We start from the raw sequence: 15740 nt of genomic DNA, 5'->3' as shown, positions 1-15740 counted from the left end.
CCACCATTACTCCACGACTTCCGTCACCGGCTGCCAATTCCCCACCATATGCACCAACCCCGGCGCACCTTCCAGGCGAAATTGGCCGTGGGAGCCCGCTGCGCTGGCCGACAGCACAATCTCGCTGGGCAAACGCACCGGTTTCTGGAATTGCACGCTGATATCGACGTTCGACGCCGGGAGGTGGTTGGTCAGAAAGGCCAGGGTTCTTGCCTTGAGCCACATGCCATGGGCAATCGCCTTCGGGAAGCCAAACAGTTTCGCGCTTGGCCCGCTCAGGTGGATCGGGTTGTAGTCGCCGGACACCTTGGCGTAACGTCGGCCAATTTCCGCCGCCGCCCGCCAGCGTGCGACTTCGGTCATGGGCAAATCCGCAGGCTCATAATCGCCACTCACAGCACCTTCCAGCTTCACATCGCGACACAGCATCGTGCTTTCTTCTTCCCAGAGCAGGCCCATTGAGTCTTCAACCTGAGTAATCAGATTGAACGTGGCACCTTTATCGTGAGGCTGAAGGTTTTCAGCTTTTACACCGATGTACACCTTGTTCACGCTGCCCAGCGGCCGATGAATCCTGATCCGGTTGGCAAGATGAATCAGGCCTAACAACGGGAAGGGGAAGTCCTTGTCCGTCATCAGTTGCATTTGCAGGTTGAACGCCAGAACGTGTGGATAAGTCGGAGGCAGCAGACTGTTTTCGCTGAAACCGCACACTTCGCGGTACTGAGACAGCTTTTGCGGATCCACGGAAGTCCAGCAACGCAACCCGATATCAGGCAGTTCAGTACCGGTCACCTTGCGCCGCATCGCCGCCTGTACGAACAGGTTTGGCAATGTCGGCAGGGAATCCAGGTATCGCCAGTGAGCGCTCATCGTGCATCTCCTTGCTCTTGTTTATTGTCTTGCGCCTTATGCGCCGATGACACTCTGACCACAGACCCGCAGCACTTGACCGCTGACCGCACCAGCACCCGGTTGGGCCAGCCAGGCAACCCCCTCAGCCACGTCTTGCGGCAAACCGCCCTGACCTAACGAACTCATGCGTCGGCCCGCTTCACGCAGGGCAAATGGCATGCTTGAAGTCATTTTGGTTTCGATAAAGCCCGGAGCCACGGCATTGATACTGATACCGCGCTCGCTCAACACAGGTGCCATTGCCCGAGCCAGGCCGATCAAGCCTGCCTTGCTGGTGGCGTAATTGGTCTGGCCGCGATTACCGGAAAGTCCGCTGATCGAGGCCAACAGAATGACGCGACCGTTGTCGCGCAGGGTGCCGCTGTCCAGCAGCGCTTCAGTCAAGACTTGAGGGGCGTTGAGATTGACCGAGAGCACTGAATCCCAGAAATCGGCAGACATGTTGGCCAACGTCTTGTCCCGGGTAATACCGGCGTTGTGCACCAGAATGTCGATGCCGCCCTGCAGATATTCGATCAACTGCGCGCCCGCATCCGGTGCGCCAATGTCCAGCGTAAGGGCTTTGCCGCCCAGTCGTGCTGCCAGGGCATCCAGGTCTGATTTGGCCTGAGGCACATCCAGCAAGACTACCTCGGCACCGTCGCGAGCCAGGGTTTCGGCAATCGCTGCGCCGATACCGCGTGCAGCGCCGGTCACCAGTGCCCTGCGCCCGCTCAGTGGGCGACTCCAGTCCTGCACGTGTGTCGGGCAAGGACTCAGGCGGATGACCTGTCCGGAGATGAACGCGCTCTTGGGCGACAGGAAAAACCGCAGGGCACCTTCAAGTTGATCCTCCGCGCCACTGTCCACCTGCAGTAACTGCACGGTGCCGCCGTTGCGCATCTCTTTGGCCAGCGAGCGGCTGAACCCTTCGAGCGCCTGCTGGGTGCTGGCAGCCAGCGGTTCGCTCAGATTGGCGGGTGAATGGCCAAGAATCACCACATGCGCGCTGTTATCCAGTTTTTTCAGCAGAGGCTGGAAAAATTCGCGTAATTGCTTGAGGTCGTCGGTGCGCGTGAAAGCGCTGGCATCGAAGACTACCGCTTTGATTTTCGGGCCTTGATCGACAGCCCAAGCCGTTGCGCCCGGCACCTCTGAGCCAAAGCTGTAGATCGACTCGGTCAAGCGTGGGGCAAACAGCCTGACTTGATCAGCCAACGGCCCGGCGCTGATCAGCAACGAACCTTCAACAGGGCGCAGACGTCCTGCCTGCCAGCGTTCCAGTCTGACCGGTTTAGGCAGGCCAATAGCGCCAACCAGGCGGCTGCCCAGGTCAGAGTTGGCAAAATCTATGTAGCGATCAGACGGCATGGAACACTCTCCTTGAGTCGGGGTTCAAAGGAGTTGACCACACTCAAGCGACGTTCGTTCGAGTATCCCCTACGCTGCTCATCAGCGAATCCGTATCAATAAAGGGAGTTTTCAATGAATCAGCCACGCCGGGTCGCCATCGTCGGCGGTAACCGTATTCCATTCGCTCGCTCCAACGGCCCCTACGCCACCGCGAGCAATCAGGACATGCTGACCGCCGCGCTGGAGGGTTTGATCGAGCGTTTCAACCTGCATGGCCTGCGCATGGGCGAGGTCGTGGCGGGGGCGGTGCTCAAGCATTCCCGGGATTTCAACCTGACCCGCGAGTGCGTGCTGGGCTCGCGCTTGTCCCCGCAGACGCCTGCCTACGATCTGCAACAGGCCTGTGGCACCGGGCTGGAAGCGGCGTTGCTGGTGGCCAACAAAATCGCATTGGGACAGATCGAGTGCGGCATTGCGGGCGGCGTGGATACCACTTCCGATGCACCGATTGGCGTGAATGAGGATTTACGTAACATTTTGCTGCAGGTTAATCGGGCCAGGTCGGTGGGCGACAAACTTAAACTTTTGTTGCAATTGCGTCCGCACAATCTCAAGCCGGAGCTGCCACGCAACGGCGAACCGCGCACTGGGCTATCCATGGGGCAGCACTGCGAATTGATGGCGCAAACCTGGAATATCCCTCGCGACGCACAGGACCAATTGGCACTGGAAAGTCATCTGAAGATGGCCGCTGCGTATGCCGAAGGATGGCAGAACGATTTGATCACGCCTTTTCAGGGGCTGACCCGTGACAACAACCTGCGCCCGGACCTGACCCTGGAAAAACTCGCCAGTTTGAAATCCGCATTCGAACGCAGTGCCAAAGGCACGCTGACCGCAGGCAATTCGACGCCGCTGACTGACGGCGCATCGTTGGTGCTGCTGGCCAGTGAAGAGTGGGCCAAGGAACGAGGTCTGCCGGTGTTGGCATATCTGCGTGACGGAGAGTCGGCGGCGGTGGATTTCGTCAACGGCAAGGAAGGCCTGCTGATGGCGCCTGCCTATGCCGTGCCCCGGCTTTTGGCGCGCAATGGTCTGACGTTGCAGGATTTCGACTATTACGAAATTCACGAAGCGTTCGCTGCCCAGGTGCTGTGTACGCTCAAGGCGTGGGAGGACGCGGATTACTGCCAGACCCGGCTCGGGCTGGATGCGCCCTTGGGCTCAATTGATCGCAGCAAGATGAACGTCAAAGGCAGCTCATTGGCGGCTGGACACCCGTTTGCCGCAACGGGCGGACGGATTGTCGCCAATCTGGCCAAGTTGTTGAGCGTCGCGGGAGAAGGGCGGGGATTGATCTCGATCTGTGCGGCGGGCGGGCAGGGGGTTACGGCGATTCTTGAGCGGTGATGAGGGCCATTTCTTGAATTGGCAGTGGACTGCGATTTCTTTAGGGGATTCCAGGTTTACCGGCAACCTGACGTGGGACCGGCTTTAGCCGGGAAGGCTGCATTCTGATCACAAAGGTGCGTTGGATGTACTGGCCCCTTCCCGGCTAAAGCCGGTCCCACGACATGGCGCCAAGAGCGGTGATGAGGGCCATTTCTGAATTGGAAGTGGACTGCTATTTCTTGTAGGGGATTCCAGGTTTGCCCGCAACCTGACGTGGGACCGGCTTTAGCCGGGAAGTCTGCATTCTGATCACAAAGGTGCGTTGGATGTACTGGCCCCTTCCCGGCTAAAGCCGGTCCCACGACATGGCGCCAATTTTGGGGATTATCACAAACAGGTTTTGCGTAATCCCCAAAAAGACTCCGATCAAGCCGCGCGTGCTTCCTCCAGCGCTTCAGCCGACAGTTGCAGCTTGTGCCGGTTGGAGTAGTTCTCGGCCATCACCGAGCACACGATCAGTTGCAGCGGGTGGTAGATCATGATCGGCAGCAGGATCAGACCCAGGCCCGGATTGTTTCCAAAAATCAGCGCTGCCATCGGGGCACCGGCTGCCAGGGATTTCTTGGTCGCACAGAACACCGCTGCCACCTTGTCCGCATGATTGAATTTCAGGACCCGAGCGGTTCCGGTGGTCAGTAGCAGGATCACCGCCAGCAATACAGCACTGCCTGCGAAGGCCATGACGATGACCGAGTTGCCCTGGGTTTGCCACATCCCCGACACCATCGAATTACAGAACGCCGCATAGACCAGCAACAGGATCACGATCTTGTCGATCAGGTTGGTGTACTTCTTGTGTCTGGCGAAAAACTTGCCCACCAATGGACGCACCAACTGACCCAAGATAAGTGGCAGCAGCAACATCAGGCTCAGGTTCAGCAGTGTGGAGCCCAGGTCGATACCGCCAGAGCCGGTGCCGATGACCAGGCTGACCAGCCATGGCGTCATGAAGATGCCGAACACGCTGGACATGCTCGCGTTGAGAATGGCCGCCGGAACGTTGCCGCCCGCGCTGCCGGTCAACGCTACCGAAGAAGAAATCGTCGACGGCAGCGCGCACAGGTACAGGAAGCCCAGCATCAGCAATGCCGGGATGTACGCGCCAAAGGCCTTGTCGCACGCCAGCCAGATGACCGGGAACACCACGAAAGTGAAGACTTGCACCATGATGTGCAGCCGCCAGTTCTTCAAACCATGCCGGATCTGTTCACTGGAAAGATTGACGCCGTGCAGGAAGAACACCACGAACACGCCGACGTTGACGACGTATTCGGCATGCATGCCGCCACCCGTGGCACCGAAGCCTGGGAAGAAGTAGGCGAGAACCGTGGCCAGGACCATCCCGCAAAGGAACCAGTCGGTGACGACGCGTTTGAGATGTTTGAGGACAGACATAAGAGCTCGGCAATTGTTTGTAAAAATAGATGTCCGAAGGCTAACTCACTCGTAAACTTCCGTCTTGCGACATAAGGCCAATCCATAACGGCTAACGGACAATATCCTATGCATCGTCACGGCAGCGAGCGACAGATCCCCGCGTTAAGCGAATTGCCGCGTCCATTGTATGCCCGCGCCGAGAGCTTGAGCGCCGGGTCGTGGACGCCGCCGCATCGTCATGAGTGGGTGCAGTTTTCCTACGCGATCAGCGGTGTTCTGGGCGTGCACACCGCTGAAGGCAGTTTCTTCGCCCCGCCACAGTGGGGTGTCTGGATACCGGCGGGGCTGGAGCACGAAGTGGTGACTTCCATGCGTGCAGAAATGCGCAGCCTGTATGTGCGCAAAGAAGATTCAAGTTGGGCCCCGCAACGCTGTCGGGTTCTGGAAGTGACGCCGCTGGCCAGGGAACTGATCAAAAGCTTCTGTCATTTGCCCGCCGAGTATCCCTTGGGGGACAGCAGCGAAGCGCGACTGGTGCAGGTGCTCATGGACCAACTGGCGCACTTGCCAGAAGTGGGGTTCTCGCTGCCATTGCCTCGTCATCCGCGTTTGCTGGAGCTGTGCAATGAGCTGATCGAAAACCCGAGCCAGTTGATCACTCTGCACGACTGGGCGGTACGTCTGGGCGCTTCGGAGAAGACCTTGATGCGCCTGTTCCAGCGCGAAACGGGCTTGAGCTTTCGTGGCTGGCGGCAGCGTGCGCGACTGCTTTCATCCCTTGGCGCGCTGGAAAATGGTGACAGCGTGACCAATACGGCACTGGCCTGCGGTTACGACTCGACCTCGGCATTCATCGCTGCTTTCAAGGGGTTGTTCGGATTCACTCCCGGTGAACTGTTCAAGCAGTAACTGATCCCGATTGTCGTACGCGATGCTTGCAGTCGCCGAAGTTTCTTACCCGGTGGGCGCGGTTTGTTTTTTGATGTCTTACGGCATGAAAGCTGCTTTAGATCGGGACGATGAGGGTTTTTCCGACAGAAACTATCCGCATCAAACGTCAGCTCCCACTACTCGCTGGCAGAGGATTGCCGTATAACGGGCAACAATCGCGTGTTTGGCAACGAAGGACCCACAATAAAAGCTGATGAAAACTCCTAAACGCATTGAACCCCTGATCGAGGACGGTCTGGTGGACGAGGTGCTGCGCCCGCTGATGAGCGGTAAAGAGGCAGCTGTTTATGTGGTGCGCTGTGGCAATGAGCTGCGGTGTGCCAAGGTTTACAAGGAGGCGAATAAACGCAGTTTCCGTCAGGCATCCGAGTATCAGGAAGGCCGCAAGGTACGTAACAGTCGTCAGGCACGGGCGATGGCCAAAGGCTCCAAGTTTGGTCGCAAGGAAACAGAGGATGCCTGGCAGAACGCCGAAGTGGCGGCATTGTTCCGGCTTGCCAGCGCTGGCGTTCGTGTGCCCAAGCCATACGACTTCCTCGAAGGCGTATTGCTCATGGAGATGATCGCCGACGAGTATGGCGATGCCGCACCGCGATTGAATGATGTGGTTCTGGAGCCGGATCAGGCTCGGGAATATCACGCTTTCTTGATCGAACAGATCGTACTGATGTTGTGTACCGGTTTGGTGCATGGCGATCTTTCCGAGTTCAACGTGTTGTTGACCCCGACTGGTCCGGTGATCATCGATTTGCCTCAGGCGGTCGACGCGGCGGGCAATAACCACGCGTTCAGCATGCTGGAGCGTGACGTGGGCAATATGGCGTCCTACTTCGGCCGCTTTGCGCCTGAGTTGCGTAAAACGAAGTACGCCAAGGAAATGTGGTCGTACTACGAAGCAGGCACATTGTCGCCAGCGACGGTGTTGACCGGCGAGTTTGATGAACCGGAAGACGAGGCCGATGTTGGCGGCGTATTGCGGGAAATCGAAGCTGCGCGCCTGGACGAAGACCGCCGTCAGGCCGCCCGCGCTGCCGACGATGCTCCAGCGAACAAGACTGCCGAAGAACCGCCTCCGCCCTGGATGCAGTGATCAGCAGTTAATAAAAACCCGGCTCAGGCCGGGTTTTTTGTGGGGACGTTTCACTCTGTCCCGGTAGGAGCCAACTTGTTGGCGAGGCGAGGTGTCAGTTACCACGTCTCGCGAACAAGTTCGCACCTACCGGTCTCTATCATTGCTAACTACAACACCCACCCGAAGCCAGATCCTTGAGGATCGGGCAGTCCGGGCGGTCGTCGCCATGGCAGTGCTCGACCAGCTCCTGCAAGGTATCGCGCAGGCTGGCCAGTTCTTCGATTTTTTGATTGAGCTCGGCGATATGCTCGCGGGCCAGTGCTTTAACGTCGGCGCTGGCGCGTTGCCGGTCTTGCCAGAGCGTCAGCAGCTTGCCGACTTCTTCCAGCGAAAAACCAAGATCCCGGGAGCGTTTGATGAATGCCAGAGTGTGCAGATCGTCCTTGCCGTACAGGCGATAGCCACTGTCACTGCGATGCGCTGCCTGCAGCAGGCCGGTGGCTTCGTAGTAACGGATCATCTTGGCGCTCAACCCACTCTGTTTCGCGGCTTGCCCAATGTTCATGACTTTGCTCCCGGATCTTTGGGCTTCCACGTTTTAAGCAGCAAGGCGTTACACACCACGCTGACGCTGGACAGCGCCATGGCTGCACCCGCCAGTACCGGATTGAGAAAGCCGAATGCCGCTAATGGAATGCCGATCAGGTTATAGACGAATGCCCAGAACAGGTTCTGGCGGATCTTGGCGTAGGTCTTGCGGCTGATCTCCAGTGCTGCCGGAATTAATGCCGGATCGCCGCGCATCAGGGTAATCCCCGCCGCGTGGATGGCGACATCAGTGCCGCCGCCCATGGCGATGCCGATATCCGCGGCAGCCAGAGCGGGCGCATCGTTGATGCCGTCACCCACCATCGCCACAACGCCATATCGCTTCAGATCCGCGACTGTCGCGGCTTTGTCTGCTGGCAGCACTTCGGAATGCACGTCACGGATACCCAACGCTTCGGCGACTACTCTGGCGCTGCCGTGGTTATCCCCTGTGAGCAAGTGGCTGCTGATGTTGCGCGCGGCCAATTGCTCAACGGCCTGCTGTGCGCCGGGCTTGAGTGTGTCTCCAAAGGCGAACAGGCCTAGCACTGCGGGGTTCGGGCTCTGCTCGATCAACCAGGACAAGGTCCGGCCTTCGGCTTCCCAGGCACGGGCTGCATCCGCCAGTTCTTCCATGTGCAGACCGCTTTGTTCAAGTATTCGCCGGTTGCCCAAGGCCAGATCGCGACCGTCCAGCGTTCCGGCAATACCGACGCCAGGCAGGGCATGACTGTTTTCAACGCTGGCCGGATGCAGGTGCCAATCCCGGCAGGCGTCCAGCACCGCCTTGGCCAATGGATGCTCGCTGCCGCGTTGCAGCGCGCCAGCCCATTCCAGCACTTGTTCTTCATTGCCGCCTTTGGCGCAGAAGTGGGCGATTTGCGGTGTGCCCGAGGTGAGCGTGCCGGTCTTGTCGAATACTACCGTCGTCACTTCATGAGCGCGCTCCAGCGCCTCGGCATCCTTGATCAAAATGCCGTAGCGGGCTGCGACGCCAGTACCGGCCATGATTGCCGTGGGGGTTGCGAGCCCCAGCGCACAGGGACAGGCGATTACCAATACCGCAACGGCGTTGATCAGCGCAGTCTCCATCGGCACGCCAGCCACCAGCCAACCGGCAAACGTAAAAAAGGCAATGACCAGAACGGTCGGGACGAACACCTGGCTGACCCGGTCCACCAGTTTCTGAATGGGAGCCTTGCCTGCCTGAGCGTCTTCAACCAATCGAATAATGCGCGCCAGAACCGTTTCAGTACCCAGCGCCGTGGTTTTCACCAGCAGACGCCCCTCGCCATTGATTGCACCACCGGTGATCTTGTCGCCGACCTGTTTGGGCACCGGCAGACTTTCCCCGCTGATCAGTGCTTCGTCGGCATGGCTTTGGCCTTCGATCACTTCGCCGTCTACAGGGAAGCGCTCGCCCGGCTTGACCAGTACCAGGTCGCCCAGTTTCAAAGCGCTGATGGCGATGTCGTGCTCATGACCATCAATGACTTGCAGGGCGCGATCCGGGCGCAAGGCTTCCAGCGCGCGGATCGCGCTGGCGGTCTGCCGTTTGGCGCGACTTTCCAGGTATTTGCCCAGCAGCACCAACGCAATGACTACCGCCGACGCTTCAAAGTACAAATGCGGCATTTCGCCGGGGGCGGCGGTGACCCATTCATAAACACTCAGGCCGTACCCGGCACTGGTGCCCAATGCCACCAGCAGGTCCATGTTACCCGCTCCGACGCGCAGCGCTTTCCAGGCGGCTACGTAAAAGCGTGCACCAAAAATGAACTGTACCGGGGTGGCCAGCGCGCACTGTGCCCAGGCGGGCGCCATCCAGTGAACCCCCAAGGGTTGCAGCAGCATGGGCAGAATCAGCGGAATTGACAGTGCTATCGCCAGAATCAACGCCCAGCGCTCTCGGGTCAGTGTGCGAAGCTGCTGGTCGGCTTTCGCGATCGGGTCTTGATGCGCAGTCGCGGTATATCCGGCTTTTTCGACTGCCGCGATGAGGGTGGCGGTGTCCGGCCCGCCGTCCGTCTCGATGTGCGCCTGTTCACTGGCAAGGTTGACGCTGACGGTCCTGACCCCTGGCACTTTGTTCAGCGCACGCTCGACCCGACCTGCGCAACTGGCGCAGGTCATGCCGGAAATCGGCAGATCGAAGTTGAGCGGATTGAGCATGTTCATTCTCCCTGAAGGCCGTTGCCTGCAAGGATCAACCTTTCCACGAGGACAAGGTCAAGTCCAGATCAATAATTCAGATCGGCGCGTTTGAGATACATGCCATTGAGGCTACTGGCGATTCGGTATTTGAGAATATCACCGGCTTGAATCTTGATGTTGGTGTTGCTCTGCGCCTCCATACCGGGGTCGCAACCGAATACTGCACCTGGCAGCACACGCAGACGAATCGCGACGTTACCTGCTGGCAGGTTGAAGGAAACGGACTGTTCCTGGAACACCCGGCCCGCGAGCTGGTCCTGAATATAGATGCCGATCTCGCAGGACGAGGCGACTTCCAGCCGCTCGCGAGAAATGATCAGAACGCCATAATCCTGATCAGCCTGAACTGCCGGGGAAGCAGCCAACAGGCCGAGAATGCTGAAGAGGCTCAATGCTGACCAGCGCATCGCTGATACTCCTGATGTAGACGGTGATGATGCAGCTTGGCCGAGCCTTGCGCCGAATACCAGCCCGGCAGACAAACGAGAAACTTGACCTTGCCATGATGGGAAGGTGAAACATGGCGTCATCGTGATCCACAGCCCTGTTTGAAGGAGTAGCACCATGCAACGATTCAACGTTCAAGGCATGACCTGCGGCCACTGTGTCAAAGCGGTGACCACTGCAATCAAGGAGCAGGACCCTAGCGCGCTGGTGCAAGTCGACCTGCCGACCGGTGAAGTAATTGTCGAAAGCGACCTGACCGGCGAACAGGTTATTGGCTTGATTGGTGAGGAGGGGTATCAGGCGCAAATCACCCAGAAATAAGTGAGTTGGAATAATCCCTGTGCGCTGCGCTCGGTGTGGGACCGGCTTTAGCCGGGAGGAGGTCAATACGGTCCCTGGAAGTGGGGGCGTCAGTAACATCGCTTTCCCGGCTAAAGCCGGTCCCACACCGAGCGCCTCACTTGCGGGAAAATATGGAATCTCCGGCGCAGGTAAAATCTCCTACGGGGCGCGGCCGTGAAACTTTTTGAAGTAATTACCTTCTCCTGACACTCAGCCCGCACGGGCCCGGTTAAACTGTCGGGCTGCACGAGCACTGTCTGGACGCCTCATGAACCTTCGTACCATCCTTATTCTCGGTGCGCTTAGCGCCTTCGGCCCTTTGGCCATCGATTTCTACTTGCCAGGTTTCCCGGCCATCGCTTTGGCGTTTGGCACTGACGAGAAACACGTTCAACTGACCCTGGCCTCTTACTTTCTGGGCCTCTCCATCGGCCAACTGGCCTATGGTCCTGTGGCTGACCGCTTCGGTCGGCGGATTCCGCTGCTGTTCGGCGTGACGCTGTTCACTCTGGCTTCCCTGGCTTGCGCCTTCGCGCCGAATCTGGATTGGCTTATTGGCGCGCGCTTCGTTCAGGCGCTTGGCGGTTGTGCGGGTATGGTGATTTCCCGGGCGATTGTCAGCGATAAATGCGATGCGGTGCAGTCAGCCAAAGTCTTCTCGCAATTGATGCTGGTGATGGGGCTGGCCCCGATCCTTGCGCCGATGCTCGGCGGGTTACTGGTCAATTTATATGGCTGGCAATCCATCTTTATCAGCCTGACAGCGTTCAGCGCACTGGCATCCTTGGCTGTGGCGCTCGGATTGCCTGAAAGCATGCCTGCCAGCCATCCGCGTCAGCCACTGGCGGGGGCGTTCAAACAGTACCGCAGCTTGCTGGGGGACCGGATTTTCCTCGGACATGCATTGACGGGCGGCATCGCCATGGCGGGGATGTTTTCCTATATCGCCGGTTCGCCATTCGTATTCATCAAGCTTTATGGCGTGCCCGCGGAGCACTACGGCTGGTTGTTCGGCACCAACGCTGCCGGCTTCATTCTGATTGCCCAGCTCAATGCGCGGCTGGTAGGCAAGAAAGGCCCGGCGTTCCTGCTGTCGCGTACGGTCTGGATTTATCTGGCTGCGGCGCTGACGTTGCTGGCTATTACCGGTTTGCGTACCGAGGCACTTTGGCCGTTGCTGGTGCCGTTGTTCATCTGCATTGCCAGCCTGGGTTGCATCATCCCCAACGCGTCGGCCTGCGCAATGAATGGCCAGTGGGCGCGAGCCGGGAGTGCATCGGCGATGCTGGGATGTCTGCAATTCAGCGTGGCTGCCGGTGCAGCAGCGTTGGTCGGTGTGTTGCACGATGGCACTGCCGTTCCCATGGCACTGGTCATCAGCCTGTGTGGCGGGCTGGCGGTCACTATGTCTGTGTTGACTCGACGTCTGCAGCAAAAGCGCGACGCGTCAGTCACTCAGGCCTGATTGATGCTCCCGCCTGTGTGCGGGAGCCAACCCGGTTATATCAACCGGGCGACAGTCGATTGCTTCCAATATATCCATTGCCAATGAATGCAGATTGATTGTTCATGTGCCGATAATTAATGCTGAGGTGAGTTCTGTTTATATTCCCTCAGTGTTACTGGTAAATAGCTACAGGTATTGTAGATTTATCCTACGGACGTTTCGGAAAGTGACGAGTGTAAATAGGATTGATGGTCGTTAGCTGCGAACATGGGCTCTACTATTTGTCTTATTTTATTGAGCGTTTCTAGTTGTCTATGTTGTAGGAAAATGCCGTGCACGATGTGACGGATTTTCTGGTTCCGGGGTTGAGGGCCTTTGTGGCTAGGGTTCGACAGGCATCCTTGTGATGTTTTCAGGAATGTTTCCCTTGTGAAAGATTGGGCAAGGTTCATCCGGAAATTCTGGAGGCTCTCGATGTAACGGTGTGTTTGCCTGATCGGGTGAAAGGTTCCAAGGCTTATACTGATCATCCGGAGTTGGTGGAACCATAGTTATGTAAGTCCCGGTCGATCGCCGGGTCGTTGCATCTTTTACTGGCTCCACGTTAGACCTTTACGTAAGTCGATAATACCGTGCCAGTGCAGTAATCAATATTCTGGGCGTCTGAAGAGCTTTTCTGGTTAAAGACTGTCAGTCACCTGAGGGTTCTACTTCACTGGCTCATTACGGCCTCGACTACAGCGGTCTGGCTTCTTGTTTACAACTGTATTACTGCCACCATGTCATCGCGATAGACGATGTTTCAACAGGGAGTGAACATATGGAATATGCACCTTGCATCAGCCACGTTGCAACATTGCTGGCTGACCCGAAGCGTAGTGCAATGATCTGGGCCTTGATGGACGGTACTGCTCGATCCGCCAATGAGCTGGCTCTGCTTGCAGGACTGACGACATCATCTGCCGGGGCGCATTTGGCGCGTCTGGCGACTGGTGGTTTATTGAAGCAGGAAGTGCGGGGCCGCAAGCGCTTTTTTCGTCTGGCGGGTCCGCAGGTGGCGACGGCACTTCAAGCGCTCGCATGCGCCTCGGCCGTGAGTACAGCACAGATCAACCGTAATGTTGCGCAACCTCTGCCTTCCATGCCGTTGCGTGAGGCGCGTATTTGCTGTGATCACCTTGGCGGTGATATGGCGGCCGAGTTGTATCAGCGGCTGCTGGGGGCGGGTTGGATCGAGCAACAGGAGCATCGTGTTGAGGTCACCAGCGTGGGGGTGGCGAGGTTTGCGGAGCGGGGGATTTATGTGCCCGCACTTGCTTTGCGCCAGCGAGAGACTGTTTGTGCCTGTGCCGACAGGAGCGAGTTCACGCCGCATTTGGGCGGTGCATTAGGGGCAGGTTTGTTGCAGCTTTTTATTCAGATGGGTTGGCTACGGATCACTGAGGAATCGAGCACCCTGCAAGTCTCGTCAAGTGGGCAGCGCGAGATCGACAAGATCGCGGCTGCCGCCTGAGGAAGGGTCAGATCAACGCTTGATCAGTCGTGCGTCAAGGCTGTTTTGTGCCAGACGTTTCGCCTGATCTTCGGTCATGCCCAGATGTGTGTACAGCGCATGGAAGTTCTCGGTGACATAACCGCCGAAATAAGCTGGATCGTCGGAATTCACCGTGACCTTCACGCCACGCTCAAGCATGTCGAGGATGTTGTGTTTTGCCATGTCGTCGAAGACGCAGAGCTTGGTATTCGACAGCGGGCAGACCGTCAGCGGAATCTGCTCATCGATGATGCGCTGCATGAGACGCTCGTCTTCGATGGCGCGTACACCGTGGTCGATACGCTGGATTTTCAACAGGTCCAGCGCTTCCCATATGTACTCGGGCGGGCCTTCTTCCCCGGCGTGGGCCACCGTCAGGAAGCCCTCATCACGGGCACGGTCGAAGACGCGTTTGAACTTGCTGGGTGGGTGACCCATTTCCGAACTGTCCAGCCCTACGGCAACGAACGCATCGCGAAACGGCAGCGCCTGGTCGAGGGTTTTTTCTGCTTCTTCTTCGCTCAAATGACGCAGGAAGCTAAGAATCAGACCGCTGCTGATCCCCAACTTTGATTGACCGTCTTTCAGAGCGCCCGTGATGCCATTCAGCACCACTTCGAACGGAATACCCCGGTCGGTGTGGGTTTGCGGATCGAAGAAGGGTTCGGTATGAATCACGTTCTGGGCTTTGCAGCGCTCCAGATACGCCCAGGTCAGGTCGTAGAAGTCCTGTTCGGTACGCAATACATCTGCGCCCTGGTAATAAAGATCGAGAAATTCCTGCAGGTTGTTGAAGGCGTAAGCGCCGCGCAGGGCTTCGACGTCATTCCACGGCAGCGCGATCTTGTTGCGTTCGGCGAGTGCGAAGAGCAACTCGGGCTCCAGAGAACCCTCAAGGTGCAGGTGCAGTTCTGCCTTGGGCAGGGCGTTCAACCAATCGTACATGTGCTTTTCTCATCAGGTGCAGATGGCCGGCATTCTACAGAGTCATGCTTCGGGATGGGCAAAACCTGACCAAGCGGTTCAAATTTACCCGGCCTCCTGCTCCCGCCGATAAGCGTAGGTATCGGCGAAACGCGACAACAGGAATGCCGAGCAAGTGGTCACAGGATAGCGCGCAGGCTCGGTTTCGCTCTTGCAACCGGGCAGGCATTCAATTTCGGTGTCCGGGTTGGGCTCGACGAAAAACGGCATGGAATAGCGATCAACGCCCAGGGGGCTGACCACCCGATGAGGCGTGGACACATATCGGTCGTTGCTCCAGCGCGCCATCATGTCGCCGATATTGACCACGAATGTGCCGTCAATCGGCGGCGCATCGATCCACTGGCCGCGCACATCACGCACTTGCAGTCCGCCCGCAGAGTCCTGATGCAGAAGGGTGATACAGCCGTAATCTGTGTGTGCCCCGGCGCCTTGTTGTTCGGCGCTGGTGGCAGTATGGCGCGGCGGGTAGTGGATAAAGCGCAGCACGCTGACGGGGGCGACAAAGCGCTTGTCGAAGAAGTCACGCTCAATACCCAGCGCGACAGTGATCGCCTGAAGCAACTTCTGCGCGAGGGCCTGCATGTCCAGATAATGCTGTTCCATCAAGGATTCCCAGCCCGGCATGTCTGGATGTCGGTTGGGGCCACGCAATGGTTTTGCAGCGACGACCTCAGGGTGATCGGCGGGCAAATGAAAGCCCATGTCGAAGGTTTCCTTGAGATCGCTCGGTATATTCGGGTCCAGCTGTTCGGTCGCGATAGCGCCATAGCCGCGGTGATGACGGCTTTGGGTGATGTCGATCTTGAGCTTTTCAGCCTTCGGCAGGGCGAAGAATTGCTGCGCCGTGCTGACTACCTGTTCAATACGCTCGGCACTGATCGGGTGGCCCTTGATATAGAAGAAACCCCACTCCCGACAGGCCTGGTCGATTTGCCGGGCGATGTCTTGCCAGGCGAGTTGGTCATCGCTGTAGAGCGGGGCGATGTCGATGATGGGGAGTTGGTTCACGGTGTTTGTCCTGATAGTTTTGTCGTGGGCGCGCGCGTGGCGTAGGACTGGCCGGGCGGCGTTCCGCTTTAGCC

General features: G+C 58.1%; 14 protein-coding genes. 6 read left to right on the top strand and 8 right to left on the bottom strand.

The features are described from left to right. Positions 1 to 6 precede the first annotated feature (6 nt). Positions 7 to 873, bottom strand: a complete 867-nt coding sequence (locus tag H8S59_RS21195) for a MaoC family dehydratase (RefSeq protein ID WP_187522699.1) — start codon at positions 871 to 873, stop codon at positions 7 to 9. Between the two features lie 36 nt (positions 874 to 909). Next, the gene (locus H8S59_RS21190; protein WP_187522698.1) at positions 910 to 2265 is read right to left on the bottom strand and encodes a 3-oxoacyl-ACP reductase; all 1356 of its coding nucleotides are present in this window, start codon (positions 2263 to 2265) and stop codon (positions 910 to 912) included. A gap of 114 nt (positions 2266 to 2379) precedes the next feature. Between H8S59_RS21190 and H8S59_RS21185 the strand changes: the two genes are divergently transcribed. Continuing rightward, positions 2380 to 3657 carry an acetyl-CoA C-acetyltransferase gene (locus tag H8S59_RS21185; protein ID WP_095100375.1) on the top strand — a complete coding sequence of 426 codons (1278 nt, stop codon included), beginning with the start codon at positions 2380 to 2382 and terminating at the stop codon, positions 3655 to 3657. 408 nt (positions 3658 to 4065) lie between these two features. On the opposite strand, the gene H8S59_RS21180 is transcribed toward H8S59_RS21185, so the two are convergent. Beyond that, on the bottom strand, positions 4066 to 5094 hold the full coding sequence (locus H8S59_RS21180; RefSeq protein WP_095100372.1) for a bile acid:sodium symporter family protein: 1029 nt from the start codon (positions 5092 to 5094) through the stop codon (positions 4066 to 4068). An 84-nt stretch (positions 5095 to 5178) separates the two neighbouring features. Here H8S59_RS21180 and H8S59_RS21175 point away from each other — a divergent pair, with 84 nt between their 5' ends. Both H8S59_RS21175 and H8S59_RS21170 read left to right on the top strand, forming a co-directional pair. Further along, a complete protein-coding gene (locus tag H8S59_RS21175) occupies positions 5179 to 5985 on the top strand; it encodes an AraC family transcriptional regulator (protein WP_371856809.1) in 807 nt (268 codons plus the stop codon). Between the two features lie 235 nt (positions 5986 to 6220). Continuing rightward, entirely contained in the window at positions 6221 to 7117 is an 897-nt protein-coding gene (locus tag H8S59_RS21170) for a PA4780 family RIO1-like protein kinase (protein WP_095100369.1), read from the top strand. A 145-nt stretch (positions 7118 to 7262) separates the two neighbouring features. Here the strand turns inward: H8S59_RS21170 and cueR are convergent, their stop codons facing one another. The 3 genes from cueR to H8S59_RS21155 all read right to left on the bottom strand — a co-directional run bounded on the left by cueR (position 7263) and on the right by H8S59_RS21155 (position 10308). Beyond that, entirely contained in the window at positions 7263 to 7664 is a 402-nt protein-coding gene (cueR, locus tag H8S59_RS21165) for a Cu(I)-responsive transcriptional regulator (protein WP_095100367.1), read from the bottom strand. Beyond that, entirely contained in the window at positions 7661 to 9859 is a 2199-nt protein-coding gene (locus tag H8S59_RS21160) for a heavy metal translocating P-type ATPase (protein WP_187522697.1), read from the bottom strand. Before H8S59_RS21160 ends, cueR begins: the two co-directional genes overlap by 4 nt. Positions 9860 to 9927: 68 nt before the next feature. Then, positions 9928 to 10308: a hypothetical protein gene (locus tag H8S59_RS21155; RefSeq protein WP_187522696.1), complete on the bottom strand. Its 381-nt coding sequence runs from the start codon at positions 10306 to 10308 to the stop codon at positions 9928 to 9930. A gap of 157 nt (positions 10309 to 10465) precedes the next feature. Between H8S59_RS21155 and H8S59_RS21150 the strand changes: the two genes are divergently transcribed. The 3 genes from H8S59_RS21150 (at position 10466) to H8S59_RS21140 (ending at position 13650) form a co-directional block, all read left to right on the top strand. Next, positions 10466 to 10669, top strand: coding sequence for a heavy-metal-associated domain-containing protein (locus tag H8S59_RS21150; protein ID WP_095100361.1), 204 nt, complete (start codon positions 10466 to 10468; stop codon positions 10667 to 10669). A 289-nt stretch (positions 10670 to 10958) separates the two neighbouring features. After that, positions 10959 to 12155, top strand: a complete 1197-nt coding sequence (locus H8S59_RS21145) for a multidrug effflux MFS transporter (protein WP_095100359.1) — start codon at positions 10959 to 10961, stop codon at positions 12153 to 12155. A gap of 802 nt (positions 12156 to 12957) precedes the next feature. Further along, the gene (locus tag H8S59_RS21140) at positions 12958 to 13650 is read left to right on the top strand and encodes an ArsR/SmtB family transcription factor (RefSeq protein WP_187522695.1); all 693 of its coding nucleotides are present in this window, start codon (positions 12958 to 12960) and stop codon (positions 13648 to 13650) included. 12 nt (positions 13651 to 13662) lie between these two features. Here the strand turns inward: H8S59_RS21140 and H8S59_RS21135 are convergent, their stop codons facing one another. Together H8S59_RS21135 and H8S59_RS21130 are read right to left on the bottom strand one after the other, a co-directional pair. Beyond that, positions 13663 to 14616 carry an adenosine deaminase gene (locus H8S59_RS21135; protein ID WP_095100355.1) on the bottom strand — a complete coding sequence of 318 codons (954 nt, stop codon included), beginning with the start codon at positions 14614 to 14616 and terminating at the stop codon, positions 13663 to 13665. Between the two features lie 84 nt (positions 14617 to 14700). Further along, entirely contained in the window at positions 14701 to 15666 is a 966-nt protein-coding gene (locus H8S59_RS21130; protein WP_187522694.1) for a 2-oxoglutarate and iron-dependent oxygenase domain-containing protein, read from the bottom strand. Positions 15667 to 15740: the final 74 nt, after the last annotated feature.

The sequence above is a fragment of the Pseudomonas folii genome, assembly GCF_014357575.1.
GTDB classification, from domain to species: domain Bacteria; phylum Pseudomonadota; class Gammaproteobacteria; order Pseudomonadales; family Pseudomonadaceae; genus Aquipseudomonas; species Aquipseudomonas folii.
Note: the sequence above shows the minus strand (reverse complement) of the source record. Positions and strands in the feature narration are given on the sequence as shown.